Origin of the sequence: Neopoerus faecalis (assembly GCF_029218125.1) — a bacterium.
Taxonomy (GTDB): Bacteria; Bacillota; Clostridia; order Oscillospirales; family Oscillospiraceae; genus Oscillibacter; species Oscillibacter faecalis_A.
Genome location: NZ_JARFXX010000008.1, coordinates 17,975 through 39,035, shown reverse-complemented (window position 1 = coordinate 39,035; position 21,061 = coordinate 17,975). Strand labels below are relative to the sequence as shown.

Annotated in this window: 19 protein-coding genes; all 19 read left to right on the top strand. The window is 58.2% G+C overall.

Annotated features, from left to right (window positions below; all coding sequences use genetic code 11):
* The first annotated feature begins 11 nt into the window (after window positions 1-11).
* The 19 genes from PY311_RS09870 to PY311_RS09780 all read left to right on the top strand — a co-directional run bounded on the left by PY311_RS09870 (window position 12) and on the right by PY311_RS09780 (window position 20,565).
* On the top strand, window positions 12-374 hold the full coding sequence (locus PY311_RS09870) for a head-tail connector protein (RefSeq protein WP_286148508.1): 363 nt from the start codon (window positions 12-14) through the stop codon (window positions 372-374).
* Window positions 374-748, top strand: coding sequence for a DUF6751 family protein (locus tag PY311_RS09865; protein WP_286148507.1), 375 nt, complete (start codon window positions 374-376; stop codon window positions 746-748). Before PY311_RS09870 ends, PY311_RS09865 begins: the two co-directional genes overlap by 1 nt.
* A gap of 19 nt (window positions 749-767) precedes the next feature.
* On the top strand, window positions 768-1,220 hold the full coding sequence (locus PY311_RS09860) for a minor capsid protein (RefSeq protein ID WP_286148506.1): 453 nt from the start codon (window positions 768-770) through the stop codon (window positions 1,218-1,220).
* Window positions 1,217-1,675 carry a hypothetical protein gene (locus tag PY311_RS09855; protein WP_286148505.1) on the top strand — a complete coding sequence of 153 codons (459 nt, stop codon included), beginning with the start codon at window positions 1,217-1,219 and terminating at the stop codon, window positions 1,673-1,675. The genes PY311_RS09860 and PY311_RS09855 overlap by 4 nt, the downstream gene beginning before the upstream one ends.
* Complete coding sequence (locus tag PY311_RS09850) at window positions 1,663-2,181, top strand: hypothetical protein (protein ID WP_286148504.1); 519 nt, start codon at window positions 1,663-1,665, stop codon at window positions 2,179-2,181. Before PY311_RS09855 ends, PY311_RS09850 begins: the two co-directional genes overlap by 13 nt.
* 18 nt (window positions 2,182-2,199) lie before the next feature.
* On the top strand, window positions 2,200-2,616 hold the full coding sequence (locus PY311_RS09845; RefSeq protein ID WP_286148503.1) for a hypothetical protein: 417 nt from the start codon (window positions 2,200-2,202) through the stop codon (window positions 2,614-2,616).
* 12 nt (window positions 2,617-2,628) lie between these two features.
* Window positions 2,629-3,186 (top strand): Gp15 family bacteriophage protein, encoded by a 558-nt coding sequence (locus PY311_RS09840; protein ID WP_187015914.1) that lies wholly within the window; start codon window positions 2,629-2,631, stop codon window positions 3,184-3,186.
* A gap of 9 nt (window positions 3,187-3,195) precedes the next feature.
* On the top strand, window positions 3,196-5,481 hold the full coding sequence (locus PY311_RS09835; RefSeq protein WP_286148502.1) for a phage tail protein: 2,286 nt from the start codon (window positions 3,196-3,198) through the stop codon (window positions 5,479-5,481).
* A gap of 1 nt (window position 5,482) precedes the next feature.
* Window positions 5,483-5,881 carry a hypothetical protein gene (locus tag PY311_RS09830; protein WP_187015912.1) on the top strand — a complete coding sequence of 133 codons (399 nt, stop codon included), beginning with the start codon at window positions 5,483-5,485 and terminating at the stop codon, window positions 5,879-5,881.
* On the top strand, window positions 5,878-7,341 hold the full coding sequence (locus tag PY311_RS09825) for a hypothetical protein (protein ID WP_286148501.1): 1,464 nt from the start codon (window positions 5,878-5,880) through the stop codon (window positions 7,339-7,341). Before PY311_RS09830 ends, PY311_RS09825 begins: the two co-directional genes overlap by 4 nt.
* A 3-nt stretch (window positions 7,342-7,344) precedes the next feature.
* Window positions 7,345-8,193 carry a hypothetical protein gene (locus PY311_RS09820; RefSeq protein WP_286148500.1) on the top strand — a complete coding sequence of 283 codons (849 nt, stop codon included), beginning with the start codon at window positions 7,345-7,347 and terminating at the stop codon, window positions 8,191-8,193.
* Complete coding sequence (locus PY311_RS09815; RefSeq protein WP_286148499.1) at window positions 8,190-8,783, top strand: hypothetical protein; 594 nt, start codon at window positions 8,190-8,192, stop codon at window positions 8,781-8,783. The genes PY311_RS09820 and PY311_RS09815 overlap by 4 nt, the downstream gene beginning before the upstream one ends.
* Window positions 8,784-8,855: 72 nt before the next feature.
* Window positions 8,856-9,347, top strand: a complete 492-nt coding sequence (locus PY311_RS09810) for a phage holin family protein (RefSeq protein WP_286148498.1) — start codon at window positions 8,856-8,858, stop codon at window positions 9,345-9,347.
* Between the two features lie 46 nt (window positions 9,348-9,393).
* Window positions 9,394-9,717 (top strand): hypothetical protein, encoded by a 324-nt coding sequence (locus PY311_RS09805; RefSeq protein WP_286148497.1) that lies wholly within the window; start codon window positions 9,394-9,396, stop codon window positions 9,715-9,717.
* Window positions 9,710-10,411, top strand: a complete 702-nt coding sequence (locus PY311_RS09800; protein WP_286148496.1) for a phosphodiester glycosidase family protein — start codon at window positions 9,710-9,712, stop codon at window positions 10,409-10,411. Before PY311_RS09805 ends, PY311_RS09800 begins: the two co-directional genes overlap by 8 nt.
* A 2-nt stretch (window positions 10,412-10,413) precedes the next feature.
* Window positions 10,414-10,833 carry a YcbK family protein gene (locus PY311_RS09795; protein WP_286148495.1) on the top strand — a complete coding sequence of 140 codons (420 nt, stop codon included), beginning with the start codon at window positions 10,414-10,416 and terminating at the stop codon, window positions 10,831-10,833.
* A gap of 657 nt (window positions 10,834-11,490) precedes the next feature.
* Window positions 11,491-12,408 (top strand): tyrosine-type recombinase/integrase, encoded by a 918-nt coding sequence (locus tag PY311_RS09790; RefSeq protein WP_286148494.1) that lies wholly within the window; start codon window positions 11,491-11,493, stop codon window positions 12,406-12,408.
* Window positions 12,409-12,967: 559 nt separating this feature from the next.
* Complete coding sequence (locus PY311_RS09785) at window positions 12,968-15,331, top strand: helix-turn-helix transcriptional regulator (RefSeq protein WP_286148492.1); 2,364 nt, start codon at window positions 12,968-12,970, stop codon at window positions 15,329-15,331.
* A gap of 62 nt (window positions 15,332-15,393) precedes the next feature.
* Entirely contained in the window at window positions 15,394-20,565 is a 5,172-nt protein-coding gene (locus tag PY311_RS09780; RefSeq protein WP_286148491.1) for an S-layer homology domain-containing protein, read from the top strand.
* Window positions 20,566-21,061 lie beyond the last annotated feature (496 nt).

Sequence of the window (21,061 nt, the reverse complement as noted above, 5' to 3'; positions counted from 1 at the left end):
GGAGCGCCGCTATGGTCGATTATGAATTTTACAGTTCCGTCTATCATGGCGGCGCCATCCCTGCTGACGATTGGGCGGAGCTGGAAGCCAGGGCGGTGGATCAACTCCGTCGCTACAAGCGGATCTATACTGTGACTGCTCCGGACAAGCAGGCAGAGGGAATGGCCGTCTGCGCTATGGCTGAGGCGCTACATAATGTGGATCTGATCGTCAGCGGCGATGCTGGAGCGGTGCAGTCTGCCTCCATTGGCTCCGTGTCTACGTCCTATGGCAGCGCGGCCGCAACTGCGGTAGATGTGTCCGAGAAGGGGCAGGCAAAGGCGCTGTATAGAGCTGCTTGCCTGTATCTGGATATCTGCCGGGGGGTGGGCTGATGCGGGCGCTCAGACGCCGGGGATGCCCGGTCGATTACAGCCTCTGCAATCAGACGGTGACCGTCTACCACTGGGACGGCGCGGCCACCTATACCCGGACAGTTATTCACGGCGCCTTCCTGGATTTCAAGAAGACTGAGAACGTGGATAAGACCGGCAGCAGTGAGGTGAACAGCTTCCTGTTGGTCATCCCCGGCCAGACGGTGCCGGTGGCGGTTGGTGATAAGGTCCTTCTGGGCGAGGGGCCGGAGGTCAACAGCCGCGAGGGATGGGCTGCGCTGATCCCTGTAAAGGTGCCCGGCCTGGTAGTCGTGCGGTATGTCGATCCAAAATACTGGAACGGCGCTGTAGTCCATACGGAAGCGGGTGGGTAATGTGGCGATTGTTGGCAGTGTGAAAGTGGATAGTCGCCCGGTGGAGGAGATCCTTCGTCGGAAGGGATTGACTGTGAACGGTGATGTGCAGCGTTTCCACACGGCAAATGTGCTTCGGCGGATCGTGCGGTATATGCCGTACCGGACTGGAGCCACCATCAAGCTGACGCAGGCACAGTCTCCTGTCAGCCGGCCGGAGATCAATACCTTCGTCCCTTACGCGCGATACCTGCATGAGGGCAAGGTAATGGTCAATGCCGAAACCGGACAAGGACCCGGCGTGGTCCCGGGGGTTGGCCCACGGTGGCGGCGTGGTGACCAGTTGAAAGCAACCGAGCAGGATCTGACGTATACCGTCACGAAGAACCCAGAAGCTGGCCCATTCTGGGGCAAACGCCTTCAGGAGAAAGAGGGGGACGCCATGCTGGCGGATCTCAAGAACTATGTTCAGGGGAGGGGTGACCCGGTATGAATGCTTTAGAAACCGTTCGGAAGTGGTTGGAAGCGTTCCCGCAGTCCGGCGTCCTCTCCGGTTTTCAGGTGGACTATACCGACAAGATTCCCGGTACCGGCGGCATTATGCCAGACGGTCTGGTGGAGGTCAGACGGAGCCGGGATATTGTCGGGGATACTACCATTACCAACCAGTACAATTTCGGCCTGTACTGCGTTTTGGAGAAAGCTCCTAACGATGATGTTGGGGCCGCGAAAAACGCTGACTGGATCGTAGACCTGCAGGAGTGGGTGCAGGAGCAGTCGGCGACCGGCGCCGCTCCGGTTTTTGGGGATGACCCCCGTGCAGAGCGGATCACAGCGCAGAACGGCACGCTGCTTCAGGCGGACGGTGAAGGTACCGGCGTCTATGTAGTGCAGTTGTCTGTGCAGTTCATCAAAAAATTTAAGGGGGAAAACAAATGGCTGATATGACGTTTAACACGCCGGCTGGACAGGTTGTGGATCGGAAGCTCCTGATCCTGTATTTGAATACCGGGACCAATAGCGCTCCGGTCTGGAGCCCCATCGGCAAGCGCGTGGAGGAGAGCTCCATGGAGTACGATTACAGCGAAGAGAGCAAGACTGATATCTTTGGTAAGATCTACACCACCATGAAGAAGCCTGTGATCACGCAGAGCTTTGAGCCTTGTGAGCTGGACCCCGGTGACGCGGCCCAGTTGAAGATCTGGAACCAGTCTATCAAGGATCAGGATGTAGGCGCTATGGCCAACAACGACCTGTTGGTGGTCCATGCTTACGCCGGCACGGCGGATACCGCGGTATTCGCGGAGCGGTATGAATCCTGCATGGTCAAGCCCGCCTCTCTGGGCGGCAGCTCTAATGTGGGTATGCCTATCGATGTGACCTATGGCGGTACCCGTACCACCGGCACGGCGGCGATTGCTGACGGCAAGGTCACCTTCACCGAAGCGGCCTGAGAGTAGGAGGAGATGCCTGTGAATGCTTTGAATTTCCCTATCGGAGTAAAAACCTTCGACGTCAATGATGGTGCCGCACAGATCAGCTTTAACCCCACGGACGTTAATTTCGTGTCGGCTCTCTATGATCTGTTCGCGGAATGTGCCGAGCGGTATGAGACCGATAAGGATAAGAAGTTTGAGAACAATACCGCCTTCTTCGAGTATGTGCGGCAGCGTGACGCGGAAGTATCCGACGGCGTTGACAGGCTGTTTGGCGAAGGCGCCGCGGCCGCGGTCTTCCAGGGTCACAGCGCCCATGCTATGGCGGAGGGCCTGCCTTTGTGGACGAACTTCTTTCTGGCGGTCATTGACACAGTGCCGGAAGAAATGTCTAAGCAGATCCGGGCGTCCAAGCCGCGCGTGGAGAAGTACCTGAAGAAATATCACCGATGAGAGGAGAAACGGATGGAATACACTTTGCCAAAAACCGTGATTGTGGGTGGGCGGGAGTATTCCATCCGTTCCGACTATCGGGCCATACTGGATATCTGTGAGGCTCTGACAGATCCGGAGCTGAGCAGTGAGGAAAAATCGGCTGTAGTGCTTTACATCTTCTACCCGGAACTTGAGGATATGCCGGTGGAGGACTGGCAGGAAGCTGCAAAGCAGTGCGTCTGGTTTATTAACTGTGGAGAGGACAGGCGGGGCCAGCGGCCGACGCCGAAGCTGATGGACTGGGGGCAGGACTTTCGGTATATCGTGGCCCCCATCAACCGTGTGCTGGGCAAAGAAGTCCGTGAGCTGGAATACCTGCACTGGTGGACGTTCATTTCCGCATACTACGAAATCGGCGATTGCTTCTTCGCGCAGATCGTCCGAATCCGCAATCTAAAGGCGAAGGGGAAGCCGCTGGATAAAACAGATCAGCAGCTATACAGAGAGAATCGGGAGTTGGTGGATCTGAAGACCAACTTCACCGCGGCGGAGGACGCCGTTATAAATGCCTGGCTGGGAAAGAAATGAGGTGACTTGATGCCCGGAGCAGACGGTTATATTACTTACAGCACAAAACTGGATAATAAGGAGCTTGAAAAAGACCTGACCCGCACAACGCGGGATATCGAAAAACTGGAGAAGCAGCTCCTGAAGAACGGCGATAAGCGGCTGCCGATTTCCCGGCGCGTCAGCGAGCTGGGTGGCCAACTGGATGAGGCAAAGGTAAAATTGGCAGCTCTGCAGGATGAAGCTCAGCGCGTAACAGCCGCAATGTCCGGTGCGAACGCCAATGACCCGGCCAGCGTCAAGGCTTATGCGGATGCCGCCGCTCGGCAGGCTGGTGTAACGCGGGAGCTTACCGCGCAACAGAAGCTGGTGGACGGTCTGCAGGTCAAGTTTGATCATGCTGCCGACCGTCTGGACGATGTTGATACAGCAGCGAAGCGCATCAATGGTGACCTGGCAACAGCTAAGGACCATGCGGGAAAGGTAGCTAAGGAGCTTTACAAGCCGGCCACTGCCGCCGACGCTGTTGCGAGCGCGGTGGAGCAGGCAGACCAGCGGATCAAGAAATTCTCCGACCGGGTCAAGGGCCTTGTCAAGCGAGTATTTATTTTTACGATGATCACAGCAGCGCTGCGGTCCATGAAGGACTGGATGGGCAAGGTAGTGCAGTCCAACAGTGAGGCTTCGGCTGCGGTTGCCCGTCTGAAGGGGGCGCTGCTGACACTGGCGCAGCCTATTTTGTCGGTGCTGATCCCGGCTTTCACAGCATTGGTCAACATCCTCACCCGTATCGTGAGCGCGATTGCCGGCATGGTGTCCCTCCTGTTTGGAAAGACCATCGGGCAGGCGAAGGACGCGGCCAAGAATATGTATGACGAGGCGGAGGCCATCGAGGCCACAGGCGGCGCCGCAAAGAAAGCGTCGAAATCGTTGGCCAGCTTCGATGAGATCAATAAGCTGTCGAACAGTGCTTCGGGCGGAGGTGGAGGCTCAGCAGCCAAGCCGGATTTCTCTTTTGACACCTCCAGTATGGCGTCAGACTTTGAAAAGATCCTGAACTGGGTAAACCTGATCGGTGCGGCGTTGCTGGCGTGGAAGCTCTCCAAGGGCTTTAAGGACGGGCTGACAAAATTTGTCGGCCTATTGGTGGCCATCCGCGGTGGCATTGATCTGGCGAAGGGCGCGTGGGACGCATGGCAAAACGGGGTCAGCATGGATAACTTTCTCGAGATGCTGAAAGGCGCCGCAGAGCTAACGCTCGGTCTCTGGATCGCTTTCGGGAAGCTGGGCGCCGGGATCGGGATGGTTGTCAGCGGGCTATCTCTGTTCGCCACCGGCCTGCATGACGCGCTGAAGAACGGCTGGAACTTTGAAAATATGCTGTCTACTGTGGCCGGCCTGCTGATATCCGGCCTTGGGATCGCTGTTCTGACCGGCTCATGGATCCCCCTGCTGGTCGCCGCTATTGCCGGCCTGCTGCTGGTGTTCACGAATGCCTTCGGGCAGGGGCAGGTCATGCTGGCCGGCATAAAACTCCTGTTGGAGGGGTTCCTGGAGTTCTTCAAAGGTATCTTTACCGGCGACCTGACGCTTACGATAAACGGCATCCAGCTTCTGGTGCAGGGCCTACAGACTATCGTTGAGGCGGTGCTGACCGCTTTACAGACGGCGGTAGACACCTTCTTTACATGGTTGGATGAGCAGACAAACGGACGGCTGTCCGGACTGCTCGAGTGGATCAGGACGACACTGAATAGCTGGATTGAGACCTTGAAGCTGACCCTTAAAAATCTGGTCAGCAGCATCGGTCAGATCCTGACGGGCATCGTGACCTTCGTCTCCGGCGTGTTTACCGGAAAATGGCGGCAGGCGTGGGAAGGTGTCAAGAATATCTTCCGCGGTATCTGGAACACCATCGTGGATCTGTTGGAAGGCGGCATTAACTTTATCATTGACGGCATCAACGCTTTTATCCGCGGTGTGAATAAGGCGTTCGCCCTGATCGGTGCACTCACCGGACGCAGCGTGTCCATTGACACTCTGCCTCGTGTAGAACTGCCGCGATTGGCTGCCGGCGCGGTCATTCCCCCCAACAAGGAATTTCTGGCGGTGCTGGGTGATCAGAAGCAGGGCACGAACATTGAAACGCCTCTGGACACCATGGTTCAGGCCTTCCGGCAGGCACTCTCTGAAGGCGGGTACAGCGGCCAGAGTACGGCTTACCTTGTCATTGACGAGGACATTCTGGGCAAGGTCGTATATCGGCTGAACAAGTCCGAGTCGAACCGTGTCGGTGTCAGTCTGGAGGATTACTGATATGAGCTATATCAAACTGAACGGCAGGGAGTTTGACGCAGACGTCGCGATTTCTGCTTATAGCCGGAATTTCAACGTACTGGACGGTGATAATGCCGGCCGCGTTATGACCGGCCGCATGATCCGGGATATTATCGGTACCTACGTCGGCCACAAGATCAAAGTCTTCCGGCGGGGCGGTAACTATGCCGGATTGGACGAGTTTTGGGCTTATCTGGTTGAGCACTCCGTAGATGACAGCGTTATGCTGGAAGCTGCGGACGGCCAGACCACCATCTCCTACGAGGCGTATTACACTTCCGGCACACAGGACATCGAATCTGTCTCCAACGGGGTCAATTACTGGGGAGAAATTGAGATCAATTTCATTCCGATGGAAGCGCAGGTGGTTCCCAAATGAGCAAGACCACGCTGCTGTATAAGGATATCGCGCCCGGTGCCGCTCTGGACGCCACGGTGACCGCGCCGACAGCGCAGGACAGATCCGCGCTTGCTCAACTGCCCAGCGGCACCGTGGAGGAGCCGGCCGCCACGGGGGAACTGAACCAGTGGGGGATGGATGGGGCCTTTGTCCTGGCGTCGGAGATCTCCCCGGCGTTCTGGTCGGAGGCCATGAGCGGCGCTGACGGCAGTTTCGCCGCCGGCTCTGAGCCGCAGATCACCATTACCTTCAGCAAGCAGTATTCCTCTGTCGGCATTTCTTTTCGCTTCGATTCCGCGACCGGAGGATACTGCTCTGCGGTCAACATCAAGTGGTATCAGGGTGGCACCCTGAAGGCGGATCAGGACTTCACGCCTGACGCTGTGGAGTATTTCTGCCAGAAGCGGGTGGAGAGCTATAACAAGCTCGTCCTGACCTTCAAAAAGACAAACCTGCCGTACCGCTATGCCAAGATCGATCATGTGATCTTCGGCGTCCACCGATCCTTCGGTATGTCGGAGCTGCGGAAGGCATCGGCGGTCAATGAGATCGATCTGAGCAGCACCAAACTCCCCAGCTCTAAGCTGAGCTGGACACTGGATAGCCAGGACGATATTGAGTTCATGTTCCAGCTGAAGCAGCCGGTCGAGGTCAGAAATAATGACACACTGGTCGGCGTGTACTACATCGATTCCTATAAGCGTACCTCCAGCCGGGTATATCCGATCGAGTGCTGCGACGCCATCGGCGTGCTGAACGATATGCCCTTTGCCGGCGGCGTATACAGCGGCAAAAGCGCGAAGGCGCTGATTGCAGAACTGGCGGCGCCCTTTGAGGTGGAATTTGATGCCGATGTCACGGACATGAACGTGACTGGCATCCTGAAGGCTGGCTCCCGCCGAGCGGCGATCCAGCAGCTCCTATTCGTTTGGGGCTACTGCGTATCCACGGACGGCCGGGCAGAGCTGCGGGTGTTTTCGCCCGGGACGGATGAAGTAACGGTACCGCTGGAGCGTACCTTCCTCGGTGCCTCGGTCAGTACGGCGGCCATTGTGACAGAGGTGCAGGTTACGGCCCACACCTTCGCGGTGGCGGAGAATGGCAGCGTTGAGGTGAATGGTGTCAAATATGCCGACACCAAGGCCGTGTACTCTGTGAAGAACCCGAACGTGACCGCCACGGACAAGCAGAAGGTAGTGAAGATTACAGACGCGACCTTGGTCTCTCCGGCTGTGGCTCAGACGGTGGCGCAGCGGCTCTATGATTACCACCAGCGGCGGAATACCGGCAAGGCGAAGGTCGTCTTTGCGGGTGAGCATCTGGGCGACCGGGTATCTCTGCCGGATAACTGCGGCGGAAGAACCGTCGGCAATCTGGAAAAGATGGAGATCAAGCTGTCAAATACAGTCGTGTATACCGCCGGGGTGAAAGGAGTTTGAGATATGTCTATTTTAGAATCTCTGATCACCAACCGGACAGCCGCGGATGTGGCCCGATGGAGGGCTCTGCGGGATAAAGGCTTTGATGCCATGTCCGCAGACGAAAAAGCGGAATGGCTGGCCGGTATGCGCGGGGCCTTCAATGCCGCTGATCGGAACCGCATCACGGAAGCCATGGTATACCTGAAGGGCCTGTATGAACAGTACGGGCGACAGGTGATATATACGCCGGTCTATATCACGCATAAAGATGGGAGCACAGATACTACTTGGCGGGTCGAGGATATTCCTACAGATGAACAGTTGCACTTGATTGTGCAAAATCTGCTGGCGTTCTGGAAGAGTATTGAGAGCGCTTCCGGAACCGTCATAGAGGTTTGGGCCGATACGCAGTTCGGCTATGTAGATCTGTCGGCTGATGTTTCTGCCGGTGACTATGTTTCTTTAACGGCCGCCCACGGTATTCAGGAAATCATCGTCACCGTCAAAAGCACAAGGCTCAGCAGTATCACGGCTGCCGGCACCGGCTGGTCCGTGAAGCAGTCTGACTCGGATATTACAGCCCGGTACACGGTGCCGCAGGGAGCCTATCAGGATATCCAGGACGCTTTAGACGCCTTGGTGTTCCTCTGCTCCGCGGAAGACTGTGCGGACGCTTCTGTGACCGTTTCCGCACTTATGCGGAGCGGGACCGTGATACAGATCGGCAACGGCACGGTTCGCTGGTCCGCAATCATCAACTGGGACGCGTTTGAGGCGTATGCCTACACCTGGCAGGCGGTTGAGGACGCGCGGATGACCTGGGCGGATCTGGAGAGCCTACCGATTCCAACGGGGGGTGATGCCGGATGAAGGATGACGCCTATTCGCTGGAATTGCTGCCGGTAACCCTGAAGCGGCTTACCTTCACTGCCGCCAACGCCATTGAGGAAAACCTTCAATATTTGATCCTGCTGTTTCCGTATTTCAGCGGGAAGATCCGCGCGAGTCCTATCGGCAGCTACGGGTATCTGGAGTTGACGGAGACCGGCTGCGCCGGGGACGGGTTCGACATCGAATCTGCGATCCGGATCAACAAGATCAAGATCACGGTCTCCGGCGCGGATCTGAGTGCCTTGACCTTCCAAGGGGCAGGCTGGTCCACGGAAAGCAGCGCCCCCGGGTCTTTGGCACTGGCCTATACCTCAAATGAGTTCATGCCGCCGGCTAAGATCCAGGAAATTTTGAACGGGCTGCGGTTTGCGGCGTCAGCGGATCTGGATTCCGAGATCGTGTTGCAGGTCAGCAACACCGAGGAGGGTGATTTCGCGCCGGTGGGGCCGGTGCGGATGGCGTTCCGCGGTGGGGCAACGTGGGCGCTCGTCGAGGGAAAGGCGCTGACGTGGGGCGATGTAGAGGCAGCGGCCATGGACTGGAACGCCTTTGAAAATATGAAGAAATAAGGGGGAATTTTATGAGCAAGAGATTTTTTCGACGGGCCCGGCTTGCCCAGGGTAAAGAAACGGAGGTGCCCCATGGAGAATAACTCCGCGCTGCACATCAAAACAGTGATCACCGGCGTCATTGCAACGCTCACCGCTCTGTGGGGCTGGTTCGGCTGGCTGGTGATCGTGTGGGTGTGCCTGATGTTGGCAGATTGGTTGGTTGGATCCGCCGTGGCCAGCAAGGAGGGGCGCTGGTCCAGCGCAAAGCTCCGGGAGGGGGCTTGGCATAAGGGCGGCATGATCGTCATCGTGTGCGTTGCGCTGGTGGCGGACTGGCTTATCAGCGCCATGATGGCAAATCTGCCTGGCGTCACATTGCCCGTTGCTTACACGGTACTGATCGGGCCACTTGTGATTGTTTGGTACATTATTGGCGAATTGGGCAGTCTGGCGGAACACGCAGTTAATATGGGAGCCAAAGTCCCTGCGTGGCTGCCGAAGATCCTCGCCGCCGGCAAGTCTGCTGTGGATGCAGCGGGAGATAAAATTGCGGGGGACGACCCCAAAGATGACAACAGTTGATAACGGTTTATAACATAACCGTAAAATTTGAAAGGAGAAACACATCATGGAAAAGAAGTATGCGGACATCATCAACGAGGGCAAGAAGAACGGCAAGACCATCGAGGAGATCAACAAGCTGCTGAAGGAGGCGGGCGCCAACTTCCACCTGAACCCCGACGGCGGTACGGCGGGCTGGACTGAAGCCGAGATGGCCGAGGGCTTTATTCCTGCTGAGGAGGAGCCCAAGGACGCCCAGCGCACCGTGGATATGCGCCGCCGTCCCGAGCTTGCCGGCACCAAGCAGATCCAGTGGATCCCCGGCGGCAAGTTCGAGGTTACCTATGACGAGGACGGTTATGCCAAAAGCGCGGTGAGAGTCAATGACTGACATTTTTGACTGCGAGCGGGCACAGGTCTACCACAACACGGCAAAGCTGTCCCCGGCGCAGATCAAGGCCAAAACCGGCTGCACCCACATCATCAACGGCTACCTGTTCAACGGGCGCTTCGTTCCGGTTGGCTGGACGGTAATCGATGGGAAAGTTATCAGCCGGGACGCCTATCAGGATTGGGGCATTTCCATTGGCAGTGATGGTGCACCAAAGATGTTGACGGACCGGGGAGGATCTTTCCTCTCCGGCGTCCCTCTCCTGAAAGCGGGGGCCAAACTACACCGGGATCTCACGCCGGACGTGGCCCGGTCTGCCGCCCGGACGGCTGTGGGCTGGATGCCGAATGGGAAAATCTGCCTGTGGTGTGACAAAACCAGTTTGACCCGCGAACAGCTTCAGAATAAGCTGCTGGGCTTGGGGGTGGAGGATGCCATCATGCTGGACGGCGGCGGCTCCACGCAGGGAATTTTCCCCAAGGGCAAGGTCAAAAGCTCCCGGAAGGTACCCACGCTGCTGCTGTTCTGGGAGCGGAAGGCGGAGACCGCAAACCCTTCCCCGGCCCCAACCAAGCCGGAGGACCCGGCGCTGGCGTGGGGCAAGGCCGAGGGGCTGCTGACGGACAGCAATCTGGAGAAACCGGTGACCCGGGCGGAGCTGGTTCGGGTGCTGTACAAGCTAAAAGGAGAATAGGCATGGATGTTAAGGTCTACTCTCTGGCCGCTGATGGGGACAAGTACCTGGCTCCTCATTTCCAAGTGAAAGAGTTTCGCTGCCGTGATGGCAGTGACGTGGTGCTGATCCATGAGCAGCTCCCCTGGGATCTGGAGTCCATCCGGTATCAGGCCAGCCAAGAGCACGGCAAGGGGAAGGAGATTCCCCTCATTATCAACAGCGGCTACCGCACGGTGGCCTACAACAGCACGTTGAAAAACGCCAGCAAGCACAGTCAGCACCTTTACGGATACGCTGCGGATATCCACATGCCGGGAGTCTCTATCAAGGACCTGACGCGATATGCCCGGAACGTGTCCCCCAACCATGGAGGCGTTGGGGTATATGGCAGTTTCCTTCACTTCGATAAGCGGGAGGCCAAGGCCGACTGGACCGGCTGAGAGAAACCGCCCTGCAGCACTGCGCTGTGGGGCGGGTTTTTATACCTTGACTTCTTACGATGGCTGCCGTACAATAGCATTGTAAATGTCTCTCATCGCCCGTCAGGGCTCGTCTCTTTCCCGCCCTTAGTGGCGGTCGTTTCTTAATTTGACGTTCTTCACGGTTTGCGGTATCCTTACTGTAGATTATGAAGTAATATCCAACCAAGAGAGTTCATTTCAACAAAGAGAGTATTTTTATAAAACAAAGAGCTAAGACAAACCTTAGGATATCCCCTTAGGTTGTTTTAGCTCTTTTTGTTTTTGCGCGAAAGGAGGTGGAGAATATGCAGATTATCATGATCGCCTTCCGCACCCGGCAGGGCGGGAGACTGACCCCAGCATTGCTGTCTGCCGGCAGCACATGGCACGCGCAGCCGTTGGCTGCATCCGTCTGTACGGTAGCGCCTGCCGCCGCTGCGGCCACAGATCACAGCAGGGCGATTCTTCGCCCCATGCGGCATCTTACTCACCAACAACACCAATCAGAGACAGTGGGCAGGCGTCACCCACGGAGCCTTATGCGGCGGGGCTTTGACGCATCCGGCATCCGGAAACGGGGCGGAAACAGGAACCGCAGACTATTGGGGGTATTGTACCCAGAAAAGGATATTGCGTATGATTCACACTCAGAACGAGGGCATCTATCACGCCCTCCTGGCCCAGCTGGATAAGCTGGAGCGGCACAACCGGCAGGGCAGCTATAAGACCCGGCAGCGTTATTATGAGGCCATGCAGCGGTTCTGCAGGTTCCTCGCAGACAGCTATCACCTTCAGAAGCTGACCAACATCTCCGGCAAGCATCTGGTTGCCTATGTCCACCACCTGCAGAAAGGTGGAAAATCGGCCAGCACCGTCAAGACGGATCTGGCGGCGATCCGGTTCTGGCACGATAAGTTGGGGGACGCAAAATATAAATTGCCCTCTAACGCGGATCTATCCGATCAGGCGCCGTTGGAGCGCCGAAAGCTTCAGGGGACTGACCGACACTGGACGCCGGAGCAGTTCACGGCCTTCGTGACAGCCTGTCGGGAAGCTGGCCGGACTGACTATGCAGATATTGCCACGATCACCTACTACGTCGGCCTGCGCATCCATGAGGTCTGTCGGCTCGATACGGCCGCCGTGGAGGCATGGGAGCGCACAGGAGTGTTGACGGTCAAGGGCAAGGGCGGGCGCGTCAGGAGCGTGCCGGTGGAGGCAGGAGCGGCAAAACAGGCGCTGCGTGACCGGCGAGCCGCAGTCCAGCGTGGGCACAAGCTGTTTGTGCCGGATGATACGACCACCGATGCCTACATCTATGCCTTCCAGAGCTTCCTTCGGGAGCATCGCCCGGATCAAGGGACAAATCCTCGGCCGCTGACCCACCACGGGATGCGGCATAGCTATGCGGTCCGGCAGTACCGGGCTGCGGTGGATAGTGGCGCATCTGAGTACCGGGCAAAGCTGGATGTGTCCAAGCTGTTGGGCCACGGCCGGGCAGATGTGACGGACGTGTATCTGAATAAGGCGCTTCGGAACGACCTTGACGCATAATTTTGTTAGCATTTTCATTAGCATTTCGATTCGACATTTTGCTAAAATCATGTCCGAATTATTCAAAAACTTTACGAAATGTAAATTTCAAGAAAACCGCCAATCCGCTGCGGTGTAAAGAAAAACCCGGAAACCATTGCGGTTTCCGGGTTCCTTGCTATGGTACGCCGTGAGGGATTCGAACCCCCGGCCTTCTGGTCCGTAGGTTGTCTCAAGGGTAAATCGGAGCCATTTCGACTCCGATTTGTGCTTTTTGCCACCGTTCGCTCGGCGGATTTTCCGTTGTTTCCGTCCAGCCCTGCCCGCTTTTTTCGGATTCTGGGTCAAAACTGGGTCAGAAACTCTCTATGAACGGTTTGCAAAGCGGAAATCCCCGCCACAGGTGTTTCATATTCGAGCCACACCCATCTCATACTTTGGAACGATTTACATTTCCGTCAGGGGCTGTATAATAAACCTGAAAAGTTTCCAAAAGAGGTATCGACAAGGGGATGCATCCCCTTGTCCCGTAGGGGAACCCTACGGGACAATTCCACTCTGGTGCAAGGGAGGGACACGCTTGCAGGACAACATCATCGTAAGACCGTCCGTTGAGAAGCAGTTTGACCGTTTTCTGCGGCAGGGGCGCGTGCTCTTTTTCAGCGCACCCTGCGGCTTTGGAAAAACGGCGGTGGCGGAGGCGCTGCTCTCCGGCCGGGAAGTGTTGCGCCTGTCGGCGGACAGCGCGGATTTCAGCCTGCCGTCTGCGGAGGCTGACTGGCAGATCTTACTGCTGGACGATTTGCAGGATATGCAGGAGGAGCAGTACTGGAATGCCCTGTGCGAGCTGATCCGCGCCTGCCCTGAGCGCCGCTTTGTCCTGCTCTCCCGCGGCGCGCCACCGGGGAGTCTCATGGCCTTTCAATACACGGGGCTGATGACGGTGCTGGAGGCCGACGACCTGCTCTTTGATGCGGACGATGTGCGGCGGCTGCTCCGGCTTTACGGCGTGGAGGCGGCAGACAGTGAGATCGACGGAATTTTGAAAGAATCCGTGGGCTATCCGCTGGGCGTAGCCATCACCGCCCGGTGTATGTCTCCGGGCAAGCCGTGGACGCCGGAGTTGGTGGCGCGGGTGTTCCGGGAGGTGTTTCTCTACTTTGAAACCGCCATCTACCGGCGCTTTGACCTGCCGGTGCGGCGCTTCCTGTTGGAGCTGGCCCCCTTTGAAAGTTTTGACCTGGAAATGGCACGGATGGTCAGCGGCGATCCCCGTGCCGGCGAACGGCTGGACTGGCTTCTTCGATACACCACTATGCTGCGCTACGACGACTGCCAGCGCTTCTACTTCTGGTCGGGTTTCCGAGCTTTTCTTCTCTGGGAGATGGAGCGGGAATACACAGAGGAAAAGCGCCGCACGCTGCTCAGCCGCGGCGGGCTCTACTACGAGCTGAAGGAGGACTACGCCCACGCCCTGGAATGCTACACCAGCGGCGGTGACCATTCCAAGGTTTCTGAGCTGCTGGTGCGCAATGCAGAACTCCACCCCGGCATGGGCCACTATGCCGAGATGGAAAAATACTACCGCAGCCTGCCGGAGGCGGAAATTCTCGCCTCCCCCTCGCTGATGCAGGGCGTGAGTATGCTCTGCGCGCTGGCGATGGACTATGCCGGCTCCGAGCGCTGGTATGGCGAGCTGCAAAAGTTTGCCGAACGTTGCGGCAGGCAGGACGCCGCCGGAAAGCAGGCCCGCAGCCGCCTTGCGTGGCTGGACATCTCCCTGCCCCAGCGGGGCGTGAACGGCTTGACGGAGACCATCCCCGCCGTGTTCCGATTGCTGATGAACAAGGAAGTGACGCTGCCGTCCTTCTCCGTCACCAGCGCGCTGCCCAGCATTATGAACGGCGGCAAGGACTTCTCCCCGTGGAGCAAAAAGGACGACCTGCTCTACAAGACCCTCCGCTTCCCCGTGGAGGCGGTGCTGGGGCGGGACGGCGTGGGCCTTGCGGACTGTGCCATCGCCGAGAGCAAGTTTGAAAAGGGGGAGGACGTGGCCGGGCGGATGCTGGCCCTTCTCCCACAGTTGAACGAGGTCCGCAACCGAGGCACGCCGGACATGGAGTTCGCCGTCAGCGGATTGCTGGCCCGCAGCCAGCTGGCAAACGGACAGCCCGCCGACGCGCGGCGCACCATCGAGGTGCTCCGTGAATGCTTTGCCGAGCGCGGTTTGACACGCTTTCTGCCCAATATGGACGCCATGCTCTGCCGTATTGACATGCACACCGGCGACCTTGACGCGGCGGACGCGTGGTATCGGGAAAAAGCCCCGCGGGAGCCGACGCATTTGAACGTCATGCGGCGCTACCAGTATCTCACCCAGGCCATGGTGGAGCTGGAGGACGGCAGGCCGGACGCGGCGCAGCTGACGCTTGCCCCGCTGGAGCCGTACGTCCAAAACTGCGCCCGCATCATCGACGGCATTCACCTGAATGTCCTGACTGCCATTGCCCTGTACCGCAAGAAGGACGAGGGGTGGCGCGAGAGATTGACGACGGCGCTGGACGCGGCGGCGGAGTACTGCTTCATCCGCACCGTTAGCGTATACGGCACGGCGGTGCTGCCGCTGCTGGAGGCACTGGACTGGGACGGCAACAAAGCATGGCGCAAGCGGCTGATGGCGGCGGCGCGGACGCAGGCGGCGTTCTACCCGCATTTCCTCGAACCCCGCCTTGCCCCCGGTGAGGAGTTGACGCCCACGGAGCTGCAAATTCTGCATCTGCTCTGCGCGGACAAGTCCAACGCCGAGATCGCGCAGATCATGGACATCAAGCTGCCAACGGTGAAAACTCACGTCAGCCACATTCTGGATAAGCTGGACGTCAAGCGCCGGGCGGAAGCCAAGACAGCAGCGAAGAAGCTGCATCTGGTACCGGAAGAGTTATAAAAACAACGTCCGGCGGACGCCGGATTCGACATAAATGCAAACTGATCTCAAGGAGGAAGGACATGAAAAAACGACTATTAAGTGCATTCATGGCGTTGGCCCTGTGCCTGACGCTGCTGCCCGCCCCCGCATGGGCGGAGGAGACGGACGCGCCGGAGGGCGGTGCGCCCGCCGCAGACGAACAGCCTGGGGTTCAGTCGGAGCCTGCGCCCCAGGCGGCGGTGCAGGCGGCGGAAGTCCCGGCGGAGAACGCCGTGGCACAGGTGGGGAATGTGAACTACGCCAACATTACGGACGCCTTTGCCGCAGTGAAGGGGAACGGCGGCACGCTGACGCTGCTGGCGAGTTGCGAAACCCCGAATACGAACCAGAGATTCGATATTTCCGGCAATTACACTTTGGACTTAAACGGCTGTACGCTGAAGGGGCAGCTGTATCTGAGCAAAACCAGCACGTCCTTGACCGTCAAGGATTCCGGCACAGGCGGAAAAATCCAAGCTACTTCCGGCTGGTCGCCACTGTGGGTCGATGGCGGAGATGTCACCATCGAGAGCGGCACCCTTGCAACCGAAAAGGATACAGTACAAGCACTGGTTTTCGGTCAAGAGGCTGCCTGCGGCACGCTGACGATTACAGGCGGGTCGTTTAAAACCGGGTATGTTTACATTGGATACGACGGCGGCAAGACCGTGATTTCCGACGGAGATTTCCATGAACTGCGCGTCAACGGGGACTACTCCAAGCGAGTGACCCTGTCCGGCGGTACCTTTGACACGGTGATGCGTCGCAAGAGCGGCAGTACCATTGCGCCCACAGACCTGTTAGCGGACGGTTATACCTTTGTCAACCGGGGCACCGACGTGGAGGTCTCTACATCACAGGAAGCTGCTCTGACCAACGTCAAGGTCGTCTCCAAGGAGACCGTGAACGCTTTGGTTTCGCTGACGGTGGATGGAACCAAGACCCATTACGGCACCTTTGAAGAAGCCCTGACCGCCGCACAAAAGACGCAGGGCGGGACGCTGACCCTGCTGAACAACGTGACCACGACACCAACCGACATCAACAGCGGCACGTTTACGCTGGACTTGAACGGCCATACGCTGACGAGCGGATATAACGCTACGCTGGTCGTCATAGGCGGCAGCCTGACCATTCAGGACAGCAAGGGCGGCGGCGTTATCAGCAGCACCAGCAGCGACAGCAAAGCAGTCTGGTGCGGCGGCGGGAACGTCACGATTCTTGGCGGCTCCTTCCAGTCCGCGCTTTACTGGGAGTCCGGTACGGTCTCGCTTCAAGGCGGGGCGTTCCGCTCCTTGGACAGCAAGGCTGGCTCCTGGCTGTCGGCAATCCCGGAGGGGAAAGCCCTGGAAAGGGACGGCCAGATTACGGATGCCAGCGCAAAGACAATTCATACGGCTGACGGCTTTTACGTACTGGCCGACCACAAAGAACACAACTGGCAGGAGGGAAGATGTGCCTGCGGACGGGAACACACTGACCACACCTGGAAGGACGGCAAATGCACCGTCTGTCATCTTCCCTGCTCCCACGGGACAATCGGCGGGGACGGCGTGTGCATGACCTGCGGCACCCAGTTCACGGTGCGGGATGACGACGGCAACTATTACAAGCATCTGGCCGATGCCCTGGCAATCGAGAGCGTTGATGATGTGACCTTGGTGGCGGACGATACCCTGTCGGAGGATGTGATGCTCATCAAAGACATCTTCTTCTACCCGAACGGCCACACCGTCAGTGGCGAGGGCGCAATCGTGGTGCCCCGCGGCAAGAGGCTGGTTCTCGGAGAGAAAGACGAAACTGAGAAAGCCGGAAACGCCGGTGCGATTCGGGTAGAGGACGGCGGCACGCTGATGGTCGACGAAGGTTTTACAGGAACTGTCCAGACGCTGACCGTCTCGGAGACGGCAGATGTCAAACTTAGCGGCGGTACGTATAGAACCATCACCGGCTCGAGACAGAAGGCGGGGACACTGCTGTATAATGATAATAATCATGCCTTGGCGTTCCAAAAGCAGGACGGCTCGTTTGCGCGGTATGACCAGAGGATTTCATCTGAAACGCCGCTGGAAAACGTGACCGTGGATTTCTGCCGGCATGAACAGCTGACGGAAGCGTGCGGCGAGACCTGCGAATACTGTGGTGGAGCGCTTCGATGCAGAATCGGGGCGGCTGGCTATCGGGATATGAGCAATGCGATTCGCGATGTTCCAGACGGCGGAACCATTACGCTGCTGCGGGACTACTCTGCGGTCAACAATATCTCGGCAAATGTCGACCGTGCGTACACCATCGACCTGAACGGCCATTCGGTTCAGAGGAACAGCGGCGGTATCAGCCTGGCGGTGTATGCCGGTACGCCGAAGATCATCGATTCCAAGGGCGGCGGTGTCATCGCCGGGCTGGAAATCGACAGCAGTCTTGACCTGACGTTGGCCGACCTGCTGCCGGAGGGCTGGGACTTTCAGAAGAGCGACGGAAGCTGGCTGAGTACGACGGATCTGGAAGGAAAAACGGCGTCCGATGTCACCGTGGCGCAGCTCCCCATCCAGAGCATGAACTATCCCACCGAGATGAGCATGACTTATGGCGGTACGGGGATGCTTCAAGTCAAGGTAGCGAAGGAACCCGGCGCTGGCGCTGTAACCTTCCAGTGGTACAAGGTGGAGGACGGCAACGAGACAGCGGTTGGCAGCGCGACACCAAAGAGTCAATTTGATCTTTCTGCACTAAAGCTGCCCGCAGGCAATCATACCTTCCGCTTTTCGGCCACCTGCGACGGCTACGAGAAGATGAGCAAGGATATTGTTATAACGGTACAAAAGGCCGACATCGGGTCAAACCGCATCACGCCTCCCACAGCGCAGGAAAACCTGACCTATACCGGCCAGGCGCAGGCGCTGATTACTGCGGGCAGTGTGACCAGCGGTGGCACCATGCAGTACAGCCTGACCGAGAACGGCACATACAGCCCGGACATCCCTACCGGCACCGATGCCGGAGCATATACCGTGTGGTATCGGGTGATTGGCGATGCAAACCACAAAGATACCGCACCCGCCAGCGTGGCGGTCCGCATTGGGCAGAAGCCGCTGACGATCACCGGGGTAACGGTTGCGTCCAAGCTTTATGATGGCACGACAAACGCGGACATTACCAGCGTAACCTTCGACAACGTGACCTTGAAGCGAGACACAGACTACAACGTGACCGCCAGCTTTGACGATGCCGGTGCGGGCAACGTCAAGAACATCACTGCCATAGTGACCTTGATGGAGCAGACCGCGAAGAATTACGCCCTGGAGCAGAGCAGCGTCACCACCACTGCCAGCATCACCAAGGCCGCCGCGCCTGACTTCACCAAGGAAACCGCGCTCGTCATTGTAAACGGCCACGAAAAGACCTACACTGTGACGCTTCCCGACCTGCCCACGCTGGAAACACCCAAAGAGTACGGTGCACCCACCTATGAGCTCGGCGAGATCAAACTGGATGGCCGCTACTACACCAGCGGCGCGAAGGTGGAAAACGGCAAGCTGATCCTGCCGATTCAGAAAAATGACGTGAAAACCACCGGCTCTGTGGGCACAGTGACCGTAGTAATCAAGAGCGCAAACTATGAGGACATCACGCTGACCGTCAATGTCAATGCGACCAACAAGCTTGTCCCCACTGTTACGGCACCTACGGCAAACGCCCTGACCTACAACGGTGCAGAACAGGCTCTGGTTATAGCAGGCAAGACCACTGGCGGCACGATGCTCTACCGGCTTGACGATTCTGAGTGGAGCGAGCAGCTCCCCACAGCGAAAAATGCCGGGGAATACACCGTTTGGTATAAGGTTCAGGGAGACGCGGAGTACGCAGATGTGGCAGAACAGAGCTTGACTGTGAGCGCAGCGAAGAAAGTCGTCACCGTTACAGCGCTTAATCAGAGCGCCTACACCGGCAGCACCGCGCCCGACCTGAGCAGCCCGGAAGCAGATAAGAATTACAAGGTGGAAGGTCTGGTTGATGCAGACACCCTGAACGGCACGGTAACATTGACTTACGAGCAGACACCGGATATGAGCAAAACCGGCAAAACTGCAATCAACATCACTGGTACGCTGTCAAATGACAATTATGCGATCACTTATGTTCCTGGAACGTTGACTGTTTCCAACCAGCCTTCCAGCGGCGGCGGTTCCTCCAGTGGCGGCTCATCCTCCGGCGGCGGCACGGTCAAGACCGAAACCACCAAGAATAACGACGGCTCCGTTACCAAGACGGAAACCCAGAAGGACGGCACGGTGATCGAGACCACCACCGGCAAGGACGGTTCTGTTTCCAAGACCGAGACCAGAAAGGACGGCAGCTCCGTCACCGAGACCAAGGCCGCCGACGGCTCCACCGGCACCGTCAAGACCGACAAGAACGGCCAGACCACGGCGGAGACCACCCTCAGCAGCAAGGCCATCGAGACCGCCAAGCGCAACGGCGAGCTGGTCACGGCCCCCGTGGAAGTCGAGGCCACCCGCGATTCCAGCACCGCCCCCACCGTCAAGATTGAGCTGCCCAGAAACTCCGGCGACACCAAGGTGGAGATCCCTGTTACCAATGTAAAGCCCGGCACTGTGGCGGTCCTCGTCCATCCTGACGGCACTGAGGAGATCGTCAAGAACTCCCTGCCCACCGAGGACGGCATCCAGCTCACCGTCAACGGCGGCGCGACTGTGAAGATCGTGGACAATTCCAAGGACTTCATCGACACCCGCGCCCACTGGGCCAAGGACGCCATTGACTTCGTCAGCGCCCGCGGCCTCGTGAACGGCATGAACGCTGTTGTCTACGCGCCCAACGCCTCCACCACCCGCGCCCAGCTATGGACCATTCTGGCCCGCCAGAACAACGCGGACTTGACCGGCGGCGCGACCTGGTTCGAGAACGCTCAGAATTGGGCCAAGGAGAAGGGTATCTCCGACGGCGCGAACCCCAACGGCACCATCAACCGCGCTCAGATGGTCACCATGCTGTGGCGCGCCATGGGTCGGCCTGCTGCTGCCAGCGGCGTCAGCTTTGCCGACGTGCCCGCTGACAGCTACTACGCGCAGGCCGTGGCTTGGGCCATCGAGAACGGCATCACCGCCGGTGTGGGCGGCGGCCGCTTCGACCCCAACTCCACCTGCACCCGTGGTCAGATCGCGACCTTCCTGTATCGCTACATGAAGTAACGCAAAAACAGCTCCGGTTCCTTTCGCAGGGAACCGGGGCTGTTTGTCGTGAACTGCTGCTGTGCCAGAAAAACAGGGCACATTTTGCAGCGCTGGAATCAATGATGGCCACCAGACCTCAGAAAACGGCAAGTTAGTCGTTTTGCCAAGCGGCCGTCCGGCATTTCAGAAGCACACAAAGCGCACCGAGGGTAGTGATACCACCCCCACCGCGCACGTACAGAAAGCCCTGAGCGCGGGGCGTAAAGCCATAAATTTCGACAGAAACGGAAAAGATCACGCAGCCCAGCGGGGCCGCGACGCCTCGGGACAGCGACGCGCATAAGCGCATCGCTGTCCCGAAGGCTCTCTGCGTTCTTTGGGAGCACCCACGACCAAGCCCCAAAAGCGGCAAAGTTTGCCGTTTTAAACCTCGGCCACGCAGGGTTTCCGAAACGTGTGGAACGCTCCGAGGGTAGTGATACCACCCCCACCCAAAACGCCACCTGTTTCGCCG

What these genes read in the sequence shown, in the direction of transcription:
- PY311_RS09815 (WP_286148499.1), top strand. Translation starts at nt 8,190, where the DNA reads ATGAAGGATGACGCCTATTCGCTGGAATTGCTGCCGGTAACCCTGAAG.
- PY311_RS09795 (WP_286148495.1), top strand. Translation starts at nt 10,414, where the DNA reads ATGGATGTTAAGGTCTACTCTCTGGCCGCTGATGGGGACAAGTACCTG.
- PY311_RS09855 (WP_286148505.1), top strand. Translation starts at nt 1,217, where the DNA reads ATGAATGCTTTAGAAACCGTTCGGAAGTGGTTGGAAGCGTTCCCGCAG.
- PY311_RS09780 (WP_286148491.1), top strand. Translation starts at nt 15,394, where the DNA reads ATGAAAAAACGACTATTAAGTGCATTCATGGCGTTGGCCCTGTGCCTG.
- PY311_RS09820 (WP_286148500.1), top strand. Translation starts at nt 7,345, where the DNA reads ATGTCTATTTTAGAATCTCTGATCACCAACCGGACAGCCGCGGATGTG.
- PY311_RS09835 (WP_286148502.1), top strand. Translation starts at nt 3,196, where the DNA reads ATGCCCGGAGCAGACGGTTATATTACTTACAGCACAAAACTGGATAAT.
- PY311_RS09810 (WP_286148498.1), top strand. Translation starts at nt 8,856, where the DNA reads ATGGAGAATAACTCCGCGCTGCACATCAAAACAGTGATCACCGGCGTC.
- PY311_RS09790 (WP_286148494.1), top strand. Translation starts at nt 11,491, where the DNA reads ATGATTCACACTCAGAACGAGGGCATCTATCACGCCCTCCTGGCCCAG.
- PY311_RS09870 (WP_286148508.1), top strand. Translation starts at nt 12, where the DNA reads ATGGTCGATTATGAATTTTACAGTTCCGTCTATCATGGCGGCGCCATC.
- PY311_RS09825 (WP_286148501.1), top strand. Translation starts at nt 5,878, where the DNA reads ATGAGCAAGACCACGCTGCTGTATAAGGATATCGCGCCCGGTGCCGCT.
- PY311_RS09840 (WP_187015914.1), top strand. Translation starts at nt 2,629, where the DNA reads ATGGAATACACTTTGCCAAAAACCGTGATTGTGGGTGGGCGGGAGTAT.
- PY311_RS09805 (WP_286148497.1), top strand. Translation starts at nt 9,394, where the DNA reads ATGGAAAAGAAGTATGCGGACATCATCAACGAGGGCAAGAAGAACGGC.
- PY311_RS09850 (WP_286148504.1), top strand. Translation starts at nt 1,663, where the DNA reads ATGGCTGATATGACGTTTAACACGCCGGCTGGACAGGTTGTGGATCGG.
- PY311_RS09865 (WP_286148507.1), top strand. Translation starts at nt 374, where the DNA reads ATGCGGGCGCTCAGACGCCGGGGATGCCCGGTCGATTACAGCCTCTGC.
- PY311_RS09830 (WP_187015912.1), top strand. Translation starts at nt 5,483, where the DNA reads ATGAGCTATATCAAACTGAACGGCAGGGAGTTTGACGCAGACGTCGCG.
- PY311_RS09800 (WP_286148496.1), top strand. Translation starts at nt 9,710, where the DNA reads ATGACTGACATTTTTGACTGCGAGCGGGCACAGGTCTACCACAACACG.